The organism is Colwellia maritima, assembly GCF_022669015.1.
In the GTDB taxonomy this organism is placed as follows: Bacteria; Pseudomonadota; Gammaproteobacteria; order Enterobacterales; family Alteromonadaceae; genus Colwellia; species Colwellia maritima.
The window spans coordinates 812774-829393 of sequence record NZ_JAKKSL010000002.1 but is presented as its reverse complement, the minus strand read 5'-3'; the positions used below and the strand labels follow the sequence as shown (position 1 = coordinate 829393).

10 protein-coding genes are annotated in these 16620 nt (G+C 36.2%); 9 read left to right on the top strand and 1 reads right to left on the bottom strand.

What is annotated here, in order from left to right:
• Window positions 1-20: 20 nt before the first annotated feature.
• A complete protein-coding gene (ybaK, locus tag L3081_RS14090) occupies window positions 21-494 on the bottom strand; it encodes a Cys-tRNA(Pro) deacylase (RefSeq protein WP_242286750.1) in 474 nt (157 codons plus the stop codon).
• A gap of 101 nt (window positions 495-595) precedes the next feature.
• On the opposite strand from ybaK, the gene sbcD reads away from it, so the two are divergent.
• The 9 genes from sbcD (at window position 596) to recD (ending at window position 16612) form a co-directional block, all read left to right on the top strand.
• The gene (gene sbcD / locus L3081_RS14085; RefSeq protein ID WP_242286749.1) at window positions 596-1492 is read left to right on the top strand and encodes an exonuclease subunit SbcD; all 897 of its coding nucleotides are present in this window, start codon (window positions 596-598) and stop codon (window positions 1490-1492) included.
• Window positions 1470-1901 carry an exonuclease SbcCD subunit D C-terminal domain-containing protein gene (locus tag L3081_RS14080; protein ID WP_242286748.1) on the top strand — a complete coding sequence of 144 codons (432 nt, stop codon included), beginning with the start codon at window positions 1470-1472 and terminating at the stop codon, window positions 1899-1901. Before sbcD ends, L3081_RS14080 begins: the two co-directional genes overlap by 23 nt.
• On the top strand, window positions 1898-5383 hold the full coding sequence (locus L3081_RS14075; RefSeq protein ID WP_242286747.1) for an AAA family ATPase: 3486 nt from the start codon (window positions 1898-1900) through the stop codon (window positions 5381-5383). Before L3081_RS14080 ends, L3081_RS14075 begins: the two co-directional genes overlap by 4 nt.
• Before the next feature lie 55 nt (window positions 5384-5438).
• Window positions 5439-6353, top strand: coding sequence for a DMT family transporter (locus L3081_RS28375; protein ID WP_242286746.1), 915 nt, complete (start codon window positions 5439-5441; stop codon window positions 6351-6353).
• Window positions 6354-6503: 150 nt separating this feature from the next.
• The gene (locus tag L3081_RS14065; protein WP_242286745.1) at window positions 6504-6998 is read left to right on the top strand and encodes an FKBP-type peptidyl-prolyl cis-trans isomerase; all 495 of its coding nucleotides are present in this window, start codon (window positions 6504-6506) and stop codon (window positions 6996-6998) included.
• A gap of 182 nt (window positions 6999-7180) precedes the next feature.
• Window positions 7181-7816 carry an exodeoxyribonuclease V subunit gamma gene (locus tag L3081_RS27015; protein WP_274620539.1) on the top strand — a complete coding sequence of 212 codons (636 nt, stop codon included), beginning with the start codon at window positions 7181-7183 and terminating at the stop codon, window positions 7814-7816.
• Between the two features lie 38 nt (window positions 7817-7854).
• Window positions 7855-10863 carry an exodeoxyribonuclease V subunit gamma gene (gene recC, locus L3081_RS14060; RefSeq protein ID WP_274620538.1) on the top strand — a complete coding sequence of 1003 codons (3009 nt, stop codon included), beginning with the start codon at window positions 7855-7857 and terminating at the stop codon, window positions 10861-10863.
• Window positions 10860-14582: an exodeoxyribonuclease V subunit beta gene (gene recB, locus L3081_RS14055; protein ID WP_242286744.1), complete on the top strand. Its 3723-nt coding sequence runs from the start codon at window positions 10860-10862 to the stop codon at window positions 14580-14582. Before recC ends, recB begins: the two co-directional genes overlap by 4 nt.
• Window positions 14582-16612, top strand: coding sequence for an exodeoxyribonuclease V subunit alpha (gene recD / locus L3081_RS14050; RefSeq protein WP_242286743.1), 2031 nt, complete (start codon window positions 14582-14584; stop codon window positions 16610-16612). The genes recB and recD overlap by 1 nt, the downstream gene beginning before the upstream one ends.
• Window positions 16613-16620: the final 8 nt, after the last annotated feature.

Here is a 16620-nt window from a genome sequence, read left to right as displayed (position 1 = left end):
GAACTCGCCGAGCACTAATTTTATTTTTCATCTGTAATAGGCGCAAAGGTCGCTGAGCATAATTGGCCTAAGTCTTTAGGCGATAATACTATTTCTAAACCGCGTTTTCCGCCACTCACATAAATATTGATCAATGATTCCGCACTGATATCAATCACTGTTGGTAAACGTTTCTTTTGCCCTAACGGGCTTACACCCCCTAAAACATAACCTGTGGTGGCTTCTACACGTTTTGCATCAGCCATTTTAACTTTTTTCACTTTCAACGCTTTTGCCATCGCCTTTAAATTTAACATGGTATTAACTGGTACTATAGCAACGGCGAGTTTGTCGGTGTCACAACACACTACTAGCGTTTTAAACACCTGTTCAGCTTCAAGTGATAATTTTTCTACAGCTTCAAGACCAAAAGAAGTTGCATTGGCATCGTGATGATATTGAAGTAGTTCAAAAGCGATTTTTTTTTGTTTTAGCAGTTTCGTTGCAGGAGTCATTTTTTCTCAATATATTATATTTTTACGTATCTTTAATGGTTTAATTATCCTATTCAGGTAGAATTATCAACTTATTATTTTCTTCATCCATATTTTCTTTTATGCGTATTATACACACTTCAGATTGGCATTTAGGTCAATATTTTTATGGGAAAAGCCGAGCTAAAGAGCATCAACAGTTTTTAAACTGGTTAATTGTGCAAGTTAAAACGCATGCTATTGACGCCATTATTGTTGCCGGTGACATTTTTGATACCGCTACCCCTCCAAGCTATGCTCGCCAAATGTATTTCAATTTTATAAGCACACTTCAAGCGTATGATTGCCAATTAGTTATTCTTGCAGGCAATCATGACTCTGTCAGCATGTTAGCTGAATCAAAAGAGCTACTCAGTGCATTATCGACCAAGGTCATTGCAAATGTTACGGATGTCACAATTGACAGTAATTTAGCCGATCAAGTATTTACTCTAAAAAATTCACAAGGTGAGCCGCAAGCGGTTATTTGTGCTATTCCATTTATTCGCCCGCGAGATGTTATAAAAAGCCAAGCAGGGCAATCTGCTACGGATAAATCTAAACAACTTCAACAAGCAATTGTTCAGCATTATCAGTGTTTGTTTGAGCAAGCAAAGCAACTTGTAAAAACCGGCGGTTGCCAATTACCAATTATTGCTACTGGGCATTTAACGGCTTTAGGTGTTACGTCATCTGATTCGGTGCGTGATATTTATATTGGCACATTAGAGGCTTTCCCAAGTAATGCTTTTCCTGATGCCGATTACATTGCCTTAGGGCATATTCATCGCGCACAAAAAGTAGGTAAAACCGAACACATTCGATATTCTGGTTCACCCATAGCGTTAAGTTTTGATGAAGCTAAACAACAAAAACGTGTGCTGTTAGTTGATTTTGAAAAGGAAAAACTATCAAAAATTACTGATCTTATTGTGCCATGCTTCCGATACATTAGCGATGTTAAAAACGACGTTAGATAATTTACATCAAGATATTGAAACACTTATTCCTGTGTTATTAACAGAAGAAAACAAAACAGACAATGAAGTTAAGCTTTGGCTTGATATTGAGCTAGCCAATACAGGCTCACTCAATGACTTACAATCTAAAATTACTGCATTAGTAAAAGACTTTCCTGTTGAAGTTTTATTGGTTAGAAGACAAAAACAAGTAAGACAGCGTTTACTGCTTGATCAACAACAAGATCATAGTAATTTAAATGAATTAACGTTAGCCGAGGTTTTTGATTCTAGACTACAACAAGAAGAAGCATTAGATACTAATGATCTGGACGACCCGTTACATGATGAAGGTTTAAAACGTAAAACTCAGTTGCAAACGTTATTTAATCAAACTGTTGCGCAAGTATTAAGCAAGGATGAATTATGAAAATACTACGATTGCGCTTTGAAAATATCAATGCCTTAAAAAATGCGTGGCAATTAGATTTTACCCAACCACCTTTTGACTCCAACGGGCTTTTTGCCATAACAGGCGCAACAGGCGCGGGTAAAACAACCATTCTTGATGCCATTTGTTTAGCTTTGTACCATCAAACCCCACGTTTAACAGTGTCTAAAAAACAAAATCAGTTAATGACTCATTTTACTACGCATTGTATGGCAGAGGTTGAATTTGAAGTAAAAGGACAAGGCTATCGCGCATTTTGGAGTCAAAAGCGAGCACGTAATAAAGTTGATGGTAACTTATTAGAACCAACAGCAGAGCTAGCATTACTTGATGGCACCATTATAGCTGAAAAGCTGAAAACGGTTAGAACGAAAATAGCTGAAATTACAGGATTAGATTTTTCACGTTTTACTAAATCAATGATGTTGTCACAAGGTGAATTTGCTGCTTTTTTAAATGCAGCAGCTAATGACAGAGCACAGTTATTAGAACAGTTAACAGGAACACAGATTTACGGTGAAATATCAAAACAAGTTTTTGAAAACCATAAGCAAGCTGAAAAATCTTTACAGTTAATACAAGCCAAATCTGAAGGCGTAACTTTACTGACTGAGCAAGAATTAAATGATTTACGATCTCAAGAAGCTGATGTTACCAATTTAAATCAAGTAGCTATGTTAGAACAGTCCTCGTATTTAGCGTTAAAAGACACTGTTATACTTAGTCAGGCATATAAAAAACAAGAAACACAATTATGTGAGTTGCTAGCACAGCGTAAGCAAGCTGAAGAAAAAGTCACGGCCGGTAACCAAGTGATTAAAGAAAAATTAAAGGCTCAAGAGGCACAACAAGCTCAGCATAAAAAAATTGAAATCCAATTAATAAATACAATACTGCCCATAGAGCATGATATTTCAGCTATGTCGACGCAATTAAGTCAAGTATTAGCAAATGAAGTTGAACAAACAAAAGAATCTGAGTTATTAATAGAAAAACAAAAAAAAATACAAAGTGAACACAAACAATTATCAAAAGAAGTAGATGAGCTACAACAATATATTACAGAGCATGAGCCGCTAACTAACGTTAAAGAAAAACTGCCTTTGTGGCATAACCAGGTAGATCAATTAGCAAAAATTAACGTCACGCTTGTTCAAAAGACCCAACAACTCGATTCAATAAAAAATAAGACACAGCAGTTATTAGATGAACAAAAAAATCATGCTATTGCGTTAAGTGAAAATGCTGAGCGACTAACCGAGCAACAAAAACAAGAGAAAGTGTTAAACACAAGCCAACAAGAATGGGTAAATAAACATACGGCATTGTTAGACTCTGTTGGAATGACACAACAAACGCTTTCACCTGAAAGCTTAAACGTGAAAGTTAATCTATGCCAACAAAAGCAAACTATATTTGTACAGGCACTACAACTTGCAAATCGCTATAAAGCATTACAACAAGAGCAAACTCAACTCACAAATAAAAAAGAAAGTATATCGCCAACACAAGACGGAATTAAATTACAACTTACTGATTTACGTAATAAGTTTTCAAATGCTAAGCAACAAAAGCTTGATGTTGAAACACTGATTGCTCAACAACAAACAATAATGGCTTTAAGTGATCACCGAGCTAAATTACAAGCAGATCAACCTTGCCCTCTGTGTGGCAGTCTCGAACATCCCGCCATTTCACAATACCAAGCAATAAACCTTGATGAACATCAAAATAGATTACATGCTCTGAACAATGATTTAAACCAGTTGGAAGAGCAGGGGAAAGCATTGGCCCAACAAGAGAATCAACTAGACGCTGAACTTAATGCAATCTCCGATAGAATTAACAGAATAAATATTGAGAAACAGGAATTAACTCTCGCTTTTTCCAGTTTAGAGCAAACTCAAAGTCAAGCAAATTCCTTTACTCAAATTGACATAACAGACGTAACTGAAATTCAAAAAGCGCATACTGTCGTTAATAGTCAAATAATACAATTAACTGAATTTCAACAAACGTTCTCGCAATTACTTCAACAAACGCAACAAGCAGAGCAAGACGTACAAAAAACAAAACAAATTTTAGATCAAGCACAGTATCAAAGAAGTTTAATAGAAACTAACCTGAATCACAGTATCCAAGACAGTACAGACCAAACAAACTTAATGACACAATTAACTTTAGAACAAAGTGCCTTGCAAAAAGATCTACTTACCAGTGTTAAAACAATGCAGCTGAATAAAATTCCTCAGTTATCTATAGATTTTAATAATGAATTGGCCTTGCTTAAATCCGATCATTGGTTACAACATATTGCTCAGCAAGTTAGTCTTCTAGAACAAAAATTAGTAGCGCAACAAAATCTTTTTACTCGTTTAAATACAATAGAACAAACAGACATTGTATTATCAGAACAAGTCGCCCAAGTAACAAAACAGTTAATTAGTGTAGCAAACCAAATAACAACCCTTAAAACGCAATTAATAGATAAGAATAAGTTACGCGTTACTGCTTTTTCGCAATTGGGTTTTGTTGATATTAATGAGCAATCGTCTGATTTTATAAGGAATTTGTTAAATGATGAAGCTGATCAGCTCAAAGCTGTATTAATACAATTACAAAGTGAGCAACACAGTATAGAAGCCAACTTACAGCAACTTTTGGGACAAGAAAAAAGTGCAAAGCAGCATTTAATTGAACAAGAACAAGCCATAACAAAGGCAGAGGAACTACTCAATTCTATTATTAAAAAGACCCAGGGTGATCTTGAACAATTAAAAACACTGTCATTGGGTGATATTGAATTAGCACTTAAAAACTATAACGATCGAATAAAAAATCAACAAATATTATTAGGGCAAATTCAACAGGCTATTTCTCATGATCAACAAAGTAGGTTGAACCAACAAACTTTATTAGCACAAATAAAAACTGAACAGGCAAGGTTAGATGAACTGTCGTATTTAAATATGTTAATTGGTTCAGCCGACGGGGCTAAATTTAGAAAATTTGCCCAAGGTTTAACACTCAATCACCTTGTTTATTTAGCTAATGAACAACTCAATAAACTTGATGGTCGCTACCAGTTGCAATGTCAACAACGTGATAATTTAAGTTTGGAAGTATTAGATACCTGGCAAGGCGATAGCATTCGCGATACAAAAACTTTATCGGGAGGGGAAAGCTTTTTAGTTAGTTTAGCCTTAGCATTAGCGCTTTCTGATTTGGTTAGTAATAAAACCAGTATTGACTCACTCTTTTTAGATGAAGGTTTTGGTACGTTAGATAACGACACACTAGAAGTTGCCCTTGTAGCACTAGATAACCTCAACGCTAGTGGAAAAATGATTGGTATTATTAGTCATGTTGAAGCACTAAAAGAACGGATTGATGTACAAGTTAAAGTAGAAAAACAAAGTGGGCTTGGTATTAGCACGTTAGATCATCAATTCGCATTGTAGTGCTAACTTTTGCGTAATTCATCATTGATAAAAAGTAAAATAGGATAATATATTAGTGTCGTTAATTTCAGAATACACTTGGATTTATTTCACCTTGCTTGCCGCGACTATGCAAGCGATAAGAACAGCAGGACAAAAACAACTTTCAGGTAAACTTAACTCAATGGCAACCACCGCAGTGCGCTATGTTTATGCTTTGCCATTTGCATGGGGGTATTTATGGTGGATGTTAGAATTTAGAGAGGTAGCGGTACCTGTTCTCAATAATCATTTTTTATATTACGCGTTAATTGCTTGTGTTACCCAAATTATTGGTACGGCTTGTTTAGTTGCTGCATTTAAGTATAAAAATTTTGCTGTTGCCACGAGTTTGGCAAAAACAGAAGCGATTCAAGTAGCAATTGTTGGCGCGTTACTATTTGCAGCACCATTAAGCGTTATGGGTCGGTTAAGTGTCATTGTAGGTGTGATAGGTGTTTTTTTTGTATCGAAAATAAAATTTAACAAAAGAGAAATGCTTACTGGCTCTGATGCTGTGTATGGTTTGCTATTTGGTTTAGCGGCGGGGTTAGGATTAGCTATCACTACTTTACTTATTCGAGAATCGAGTTTGGCGCTTAATACAGACCTATTGGTAAGCGCTGCGATAACATTAGTTTTTATGATCACAGTTCAATCAATAATATCGCTATTTTACGTTTATTTTCAGGATAGAAAACAGTTAGCTTTAATGCTAATAAATTGGCGCTTATGTTTATTTGTTGGTATCACAAGCGTCCTTGGTTCTATAGGGTGGTTTACCGCAACTAGTTTTCAAACTGCGGCTTATGTCAAAGCACTTGGGCAAGTAGAGTTTTTTATTACCTTGGCGTTGACCTATCGTTTGTTTAAAGAAAAAATCACCTTAATTGAGTATATTGGCATGCTGTTAATTATTTTGAGTGTGGTTATTTTGCTCTTGTGGGCATAAAAAGTACAAAGTAAACAAAAATTAAATAATGAAGTTATAATTATCATTCTTAATCATTAAAATTTAATGCTAAGATGCGCGTCATTCCGCTTATTAAAGCCAAAGTGCTTTTTACCACCGATCAATTTATAAACAGTAAAAGAGAATTACATGAAAATTACCGACAAAACCGTTGTTCAGTTCCATTATGTTTTAAAAAATGAAGCAGGAGAAGAGATAGAATCTTCTCAAGGCAGTGAGCCACTTGCCTATTTACATGGCGCAAATAATACTTTAGCCGGTTTAGAAAAAGCCTTAACAGATAAAGAAGCGGGTGATAAATTCAGTGTCACTTTACAACCTGAAGAGGCTTATGGTGATCGCCAAGAAGATTTAATACAACGAGTTCCGGTAAAACACTTACAAGGTTTACCGAGCAAAAATGCTAAATGGAAGGTCGGCATGATTGGCGTAGTTCATACTGAACAAGGTCAACGACAAGTCACCGTATTAAAAGCGGGTAAATTTATGGTAACTGTGGATATTAATCCACCATTAGCGGGTAAAGTCATTACTTTTGATATTGACGTGGTTGATGTAAGAGCCGCTACCGATGAAGAAATTGAACATGGTCACGCCCATGGCGCTGGTGGTCATCATCATTAATTGATTAATGAAAAGAATGAAATTAGCTCTTCATAGTAAACATCAATTGTAAGCTATGCTAAAAAACGAAATGTTGATCCAAATAATTACATTTTTTATCAAACTTTTCATTTAAATACATGGTGTTCAATTCTTGCCTGTGGTTAAATTTGTTTATCAAGATTTAACCCATAGGCATTGAATTGATTAACCTGTATCCCGCTAACAAAATGGAAAATTTGTTACTTCTGCTTAACAAGATTTCAGAAGTTTCCCCACTCGGCGTATTTAATCAAGAAGTCATTGTAGTACAAAATCCAGGGATGCAGCATTGGCTTAACCTAGCGATTGCAAATGAACGTGGCATTAGCATGAATATGTGTTACGCGTTACCTGCACAATATTTATGGAAGCTAATAAGAACACTAGCTAGCGAAGACGATGTTCCCGATCAATCACCCTACTCAAGAGAAGTATTAACATGGCGTATTTATGCATTATTAGCAACAAATAGCCTTGTTGAAGACTCAGATTTTACTCCCGCAACACGCTATTGGCTGTCAAGCTCTGGAAATGGAAAAGACTTTTCTAGTCAAGAAAATTTAAAGCGTTATCAGTTAGCCGAACAAATGGCTGATTTATATGAACAGTATTTAATCTTTCGTCCGCAGTGGCTAGACTCATGGCAAAAAGACGAAATATCGACCTTACATATAACTGAGAATAAATGGCAAGCTAAACTATGGCAATTACTGATTAAGCAATTAGCTTATAATCCCGTTGAATTGTTACATAATGCCATTGAAAATATTCCGCCAAGCTTATTGCTGATCCCTTAATATTACCTAAACGCTTAAGCTTTTTTGGTATTAATAGTATGGCGCCAATGTGGCTGACTTTTATTAATGCCCTAAGTGAGTATATAGAAGTAGATTTTTTTCATTTAAACCCTTGTTTTTCTTATTGGGGCGATATTATTAGTGAAAAACAGGCAATGAGTAAACTGTCTCATTGGTCTAATGGCGTTGACGATAATCATTTATTTGTTGGTAATCCTTTATTAGCTAATTTAGGACAGCAAGGACGTGAGTTTTTAGCTTTATTACAAGATTATAGTACGGTTGATGTTGAGTTATTTGTTGAGGCAAGTAGTAATAAAAATTCACATCTTGAAAGTAGTGATAGTAATGAACAACACACCAATCTATGTATTTTACATCGCCTACAAGATGACATCTTATTATTGAAAGATGCCACGCAATCCCCTGAACAACTTGTAGATGATTCTATTACTATTGTAAGTTGTCACAGTGCTTTACGAGAGGTACAAGCCTTACACGATTATCTGCTTCATCAGTTTAATGATTCAGCAAAGCAAGGGAATAACTCGACAGATAGATTAACGCCTAAAGATGTATTGGTTATGTGTCCGCAAATTGAGCAATATGCTCCTTATGTTAATGCGGTTTTCACCCATGGTTGGCAAGAATTAAATGACGAAGTGCCACCATTACCTTGCTCTATCGCCGATCGAAGCGCAAAAGACAGTGATCCCTTAATTGCGGCTTTCAGCGAGTTGCTAACCTTGCCAGATTCGCGTTTTCAAGTGTCACAATTACTGAGTTTTTTACGTTTACCTGCCGTTGCAAACAAATTTTCTATTAATGATGAAGATTGTGAAAAAATTACCCTATGGTTAGAGCAAGCCTCGGTTCATTGGGGCTTAGATCAACCACACAAAGCCAAATTACTTGGCGAAAATGTTAGCAATAGCTTTACGTGGCAGCAAGGATTGTCACGATTACTTCGAGGTTTTGCTTTTTCTGATCATGACAGCATTTATCAAGAACAACTGTTGTTGCCAACGGTAGAGGGTGACGATGCTATCTTACTTGGTCAGTTAATGTTGTTTATAGAACAATTGCAAACGTTTGCTCAACAATTATCAACGCCAAGAACAGCGGTCGATTGGCAACAGTTTTTATTGAATCAACTTGTTTTATTATTTGATACAAGTCATTTTTTTACACCTATCACCAAACAAAATAAATCGGCTCCAGGGCAACTGCTTCAAATTAATCATCAACAAATGAATAATCAAATAGAAAATAGCCTTACTATTATTGAGCACGCTATCAGTTCACTTGTTGAATATTGTACGCACGCGCATTTTCATGAAAAAATTGACCTACCAATCGTTGTCGACTTTCTCAATAATCATTTCAGCCAGGGTGATGCTAGTCGTCAGTTTATGATAGGGCAAGTTACTTTTTGTTCAATGTTACCCATGCGTAGTATTCCCTTTAAAATTATTGCGGTGTTAGGTTTGAACGATGGTGAATTTCCGAGACAACGGCAACCATTAGGCTTCGATTTAATGGCACAAAGCCCGCCGATGCTAGGAGATAGATCCCGTCGAGGTGATGATAGGTATTTATTTTTAGAGGCAATAATTTCTGCTAGAGAGGCTCTATACTTAAGTTACCAAGGACGTAACATTAAAAACAATAACGAAAAACAACCATCGCCGGTATTAAAAGAGTTAATGGATTATCTCACTCAAGGTTATGGTTGGATGTTTTCACAAGCGCAGTTAACAGACCATGCTAGTCTGATCAGTGAAAATAAAGAGGAAACCCGTAATAAAATCCAATTGCAGCAGATCCCAATGCAGCCTTTTAGTGAAGAAAACTATTGGGCACACAACCCATCTTGTACAACAAAAGCTAGTTTTGATGCTAACTGGTTTAAGCTTTCTCAGCATAATCCGGTGATAACATCTGTTGATGATTCGCGATTTGTTATTGAGTCTGAAGCGGTAAGTTTAGTATCGTTAATGGCTAATGATCTTATTCGATTTTTCCAACACCCTAGTAAAATGTTTGCACAACAGGCGTTGAATTTATATTTAGATCGTGCAAACGTTGAGTTAGATGATGTTGAACCATTTAGCGCTGATTATTTAGAAAGTTATCTATTAAAGCAGCAGTTACTCTCAGCCGCCTTAGGTACTGGTGATTCACTTGTTAACTCTGAACTTATTGATGAACACTCAGTAGACAGTTTCCCCAATAGTTCAACTGATGAAGTTATTCATACTGCAATACTTTCCGGGAAATTTCCTGATCTTCCAACAATGCAAGGGAACTTTGATACTTGGATTGAAGATACTCAATTATTTAGTCAAGAAATTATCGCCCAGGGGCTCGATAATCCTCAATTACTTGATTGCGCTATACAGCTTGAATTACCTAGCCAGTTACAGTCGCAAGTATCTGCACAACCTATGATATTACAAGCTAAAATGCCGGTTAAACTAACAGATGAGGGAGGGCAATTGGTTTTCTATCGTAGTTCAAGTGCTAAAGCTAAAGATTTATTTACATTGTTTTTACACCAATTAATTCTACAAGTATGGCAGGAACAAAACGCTGATGAAAACCTAGCTATGCTTGATGCTACTGATAACCAACTCATGCAAGTCAAGAGTACTTGCGGTTTATTCTTTAACGCAAAATCACGAAAAGTAGAACAATATCAAATTGCTACAATTGACAATGCATACTCACAGTTGATTCATTTTATTGAGGTGTATGAGAAAGGCCAAAAACAACCTTTATTACTTAATGGTGAGTTAGGCTCACAGGTATTTAAACAATCTCGAGGAAAACCTATTGAAATGACTCAAGAACGTTTTGAAGACTTTTGGTTTGGTAACGACGCTACCCCTGGTTTTGGTGATGACCCTTATATTCATTATTTTTGGTCCCAATGTCCAAACATAGTTAATTTTTTACCCGAATTAAATGCTTTATACCAAAATATTTATCAATATTTCAATAAGACCCGCGAGACAGGTACTAGCAAAAGTAAAGGGGCTAAATGATGAAAAATTCAGACCATTTTACCTTATTGAATTTAGATTCAGCCACTATTCCGTTAACGGGTTTACATTTAATTGAAGCGAGTCTTGGTACGGGAAAAACCTATAATATCACACGTATTTACTTACGTTTATTACTTGAGCGCGAGTTGAAAGTAGAAGAAATTCTACTGATGACATTTACCAAAGATGCAACGCAAGAGCTGAGAGGACGAATTGATGCTTTTATTCGAGAAGCACTCACTCATTGGGGACGCTTATGTGAAAAAGATCCTTATTTCCAAGCAATTAGCGAACGAGTAAGCAGTGATAAAGTTGAATTTTTGCTAAAACGTGCATTACTCTTTTTAGATGAAGCCGCCATATTTACTATCCATGGTTTTTGTCAGCGGGCTTTAACACAACATGCTTTTGCGAGTGGTTTACCGTTTAACGCTAATTTATCTACTAACAGTAATGAGTTGTATTTAGAAGCTACTCAAGATTGGTATCGACAAATTGCCAAAAAAAGCGCTGAAGATTTTGCTTTAATTGCACAGTTTTGGTCAACACCTCATGCTTTTATTTCCAGTTTTGCAAAAGCAATATCGCACAGAAGTGATATTACTTTGGTTGATGTGCAATGTTTAGTTGATAAAATGAAGGGATTAGCCAAACAAGCAAGCCAAGCACTCACTGAAAATAATAATTTAATCGAAGAGGGGTTAATTTCACATAAAAAGGCCGATGAGCAAGAAAAACGTGCTGAAGAATTAGTTAAGTTATCGAATTGGTTAACTCAAGTAAATATATGTCAAGATGTGCACGACTTATTAGCGGCAATAGCAATACCAATGCCCGATTACTTACTTCATGGTGGACGTCATCCTAAGGCGTTTAAAGTACAATTAGGGCAAGTGTTATTTAGTGCCAAAGAAATCAAAGAAGAACTTAAAAATTTAACAAAAAATATCAATAAAGCGCAAGCCTACGAACTGGTTAGATCGGGAATTTATCAAATAAGAAAACAGGTACAACAAACGAAAGAACGATTGAACTGTCTTGATTTTGATGATCTTATTAATACACTGGCTGATACCTTACAATACGATGAAAACAATGGGTTAGCGCAAACATTATTAACGCAATACCCCGTTGCTTTAGTCGATGAGTTTCAAGATACAGATCCGCAACAGTTTGCTATTTTACAAGGTATTTACTATCAAAATCATCAGACTGTTGAAACAAATAAATCCAAGGTGGCGCTTTATTTAATTGGTGATCCAAAACAAGCGATATACGGTTTCCGTGGTGGTGATATCTTTGCCTATTTAAATGCCAGAAAAGGGTGCGATTATCATTGGTTGATGGATACTAACTGGCGTTCTACGCCAGAGATGGTTGCAGCCTATAACTTATTGTTTTTGTCTAATAACACTCATCAAGAATCAACTGAAATCAATCAATCCGTTTTTGGTTATGGTATTGATTATCAACCGGTGTTGGCGGGAAAAAATCCAGGCAGAAATGTTGAACAGTCAAATAAAGTAGCTAAATCAAAGGGTGCTTTACAGTTTATTCACTTTACTGGTGAGGATGACACTGGAAAGATCAATCAATCTTACAGACCATTGATGGCAACTTGGTGTGCTAATGAAATACATCATTTACTCAGTAAAAATGCTACCAATGAAAGAATAAAACCACAAGATATTGCCATACTAGTGCGCGATGGGCGCGAAGCAAACGATATTAAAGAGGCGTTATTAAACGCCAATTTAGCCAGTGTTTTTTTATCGGACCGTGCTAATTTATTTTACAGTGAACAGGCAACACAACTTATCCAATTACTCAGAGGTATTTTAGCCCCTGAAGATGAACGTTTGTATTTGAGTGCTTTAGCATGTGGATTACTTGGTATTGATGGTAAGGCATTGTATGAACTTCAACAAAACGAGTCTGCCTATCAGGCATTGAAGTTTAGTTTTTTCGATTACCGAGAGCAATGGCAACGTCAAGGCTTTATCTCAATGGCAATCAATTTAATGCATCAACATTTTAATTTCACTAATGCCGCTGTAAACGATAAAAAAGCTCGTGCGTTGACTAACCTTTTACATCTATTTGAAATTTTACAATCAGCGAGTCAGAAATTTCTGCAACCGAAAGAATTACTTTATTGGTTTGAGCAACAATGTAATGAAAACAATCAAGGTGCTATTAATGATATGGAAGCAGAGCAGCGCTTGGAAAGTGATGGCGATTTGATTCGGATTGTTACTCAGCATGGCTCAAAAGGTTTAGAATACCCAGTGGTGTTTATTCCATTTGCCACTCGCCATAAAGACCCCATAAAATTTGGTAATAAAGCCATTGATTATCTTGAATATCATAATGAACAAGGGCAATTATGTTTAAGTTTTGCCGGTGATCAACAAGCACTCTCTGCGATGGCTAATGAAGCCTATGCGGAAAATATTCGACTTTTGTATGTTGCCATTACCCGTGCCGAACGTCGTTGTTATCTATTTACTACGGCTTTTGACAACTATTCGTTTTCACCGTTAGGTAAAACCTTGCAGTGGCAACCTGAGCAAGATATCAAAGCAAGTTTGCAATCGTTAGTTGATAAATCAGCACATACGATGAGTTTAACACAGGTTAGTTTTGATGAAATATCGGCTGATGATGGCTTATTAACAAGCCCAATGATAATAAAACCTGAACTACAGGTTAGTAAATTTGAGGGTAAAATTGAACGCGATTGGTGGCTAAGTTCTTTTTCTGCCTTAAGTAGAAACGTACGTCATGGTGGTGTATCTTCACCTGACCGAGATTCAGCTGAAATATTTGAAGTTGAAACAGCAGCTGCCCATGTAAATAATAAACCCTCCTTACGTTTTCAATTGGCTAAAGGGGCGCATAGTGGTAATTTACTACATGATATTTTGGAACACGGTAACTTTAAAAGTAGTGAAGATTCGGAAAATAATTTAGCAGAAAGCATTAAATGGCCGTTGTTAAAATATGGCGAATTAACAACGGGGTTTAGTGATGTCGACCTGATTTTGTGGTTAGACGAAATAATGAAAACACCTTTATTAGCGATTGATCCAAGTCAAGATGCAACTTCCGTGTTGTGTCTTAATAATATTAGTATGCAAAAAACACTTCGTGAAAGTGAGTTTTATTTTCCAATGGAAAAAGCCAATATTACGGATTTAGAAAAATTGCTAACCGATCATCGAAATACCGATACACACACCAATTTACATAATGTTGTTCGTCTACCAAGGTATAAAATACTGAAAGGTATGATGCACGGCTTTATCGATTTAGTGTTTGAACACCACGGTAAATTCTACGTTTGTGATTATAAATCGTCTCACTTAGGGGACGAGTATAATGATTACACACACGACGCTTTGCGTGACAATATCGAAAAGAATTATTACGACTTACAATACCTTATTTATAGCTTGGCGTTACATCGTTACTTAAAACATAATGTAGCCGATTATGATGTACATAAACATTTTGGTGGTATTTATTATTTGTACCTACGTGGAATGACAAACAATAGTCAACATAAAGGCTCTGGCGTTTATTATCGTCAAATACTCTCAAGTGAATTAGCTCAATTAGACGCTATTTTTTCTGGTAATAGGCTAAGTAAACTTATAAGTAAAGATGATGATGATGGTGTTATCCAAAGTAATGTGCAAAAAAAGGTGCAAAAATAATGGGGAAAACTTACTGTAATTTTGCGCAAGCACAACAGCAATTAGTTAATATTGAAGCGATAGATTACTTTTTTGCTAAGGAAATGATGTGGGCATTAAATACACGCGCTGAACCGGCAGAAGCTGAACCGGCAAAAATAAGCGCAGAGAATATGGCGATTGTTTATCACTTATTTATGGCGTTAAGTGTCAGCTTAAGAGCAGGGCATACCTGTTTACCGATAACTGAAGTGTCTAGGTTAGCGTGGGGGAAGGCATATGATGAACAAGGACAATGTAGTCATGAAGGGTTTACTTTCCCCAATGCAGACACTTTATCCATACTATGTGATGAGCTAGCACTGTCGGCGAGTGCAAAACAACCGATCGTTTTTGAAAACAATAAGTTATATATACGCCGGTATTATCACTTTGAATGTCAACTAGCACATGATATTACCAAACGGTTACAAAACAAAACATTGGCATCATTAGATGATATCAGTGTCATCATCAAGCAACTTTTTCCACCTGAACTATTTCCACCTAGACAAGCTGAGAAAGCACCACAACATGATATTGATTGGCAAAAAATTGCAGTTGCTAATTCAATTAATAAAAATTTTACAGTGATTGCCGGGGGACCCGGTACCGGTAAAACCTATACTGTAACAAAATTACTCGCCGCGTTATTAATGCTGCATAACAAGTATAACCATAGTTCTACTGTACATATTAAAAAGAATCAAACACTCGAAATTGCCTTAGTTGCGCCCACAGGTAAAGCCGCCCGGCGTTTATCAGAATCAATTATTAAGGCAATTGCGGGTTTTAAAGGACTGATTCACGATGATATATTATCAATGATGCCAACACAGGCTAAAACCATACATCGTTTACTTGGTGTTATTCCAAACAGTCCTAATTTTAGGCATAATCAAGATAACTTACTCAGTTGTGATGTGCTTTTAATTGATGAAGTGTCCATGGTTGACTTACCTATGATGGCACGGATATTCAGAGCATTAAAACCAAGATCACGAATTATACTATTAGGTGACGCCGATCAACTGCCTTCTGTTTCCGTGGGTAGTGTTTTAGCTGATATTGCCCCAAGACCCCACTGTGGCTATAGCGATGAAAACCTAAACTACTTAAGCCAAGTTTGCCAGTTAAATAAAAGTTTGCTTAACAGTACCTTTGTAAATGATAAAACTAAGGGTGAAAGGCATCATGATCATTTAAGTTTTTTACTTAAAAGCCGACGTTTTGATGGGGAAGGTGGTATTGGAAAATTAGCGGCCCATGTAATACAAGGTGCGGCCACACAAAGTTGGCAATTATTAGCATCATCAACAGAAGATTGTTCTGTTAATAATACTGATGTTAATAATAACGCTAATGAAATTGAAGAAAATCAATTAGCGCTTGTTGATAGTAATCTAACCGCCTGGTTAAGCCCATTAGTAAAACAATATTATCAAGGTATAGCGCAATGTGGGGATATTTCAGATGCTTTTAGCCTTTTAGCAAAATTTAGAGTGTTATGTGTTACTAGACAAGGGGAATTAGGTGTAGACGCAATAAATCAATGGATTAAAAACCTTCTTATTAATGGTGTTACTAATAATCAAACGGGTTATCATGGTATGCCAATTATGATCAATGAAAATGATTATCGTCTTGGGCTTTTCAATGGCGATATTGGTTTGTTATGGAAAACAAATGATGGGCAGTTAATGGCCTATTTCGAAACAACTGATCAACCACAGACACAAAATACAAAGGTATTATACAAAATTCTGTTACCCTCTCGTTTACCTAAATATGATACGGTTTATGCTATGACAATTCATAAAACCCAAGGCAGCGAATTTGAACATGTTGCTATGGTACTACCTAAGCAAGCTGAACATCAGTTACTCTCTCGTGAATTACTTTACACCGGTATTACAAGAGCAAAAAAGCAGCTTACCATTTCAAGTAATAGAAAAACCTGGCAATGCGCTGTAGAAACGGGCATAAAACGTTATTCAGGTTTAACACTTTAAATTTTTAG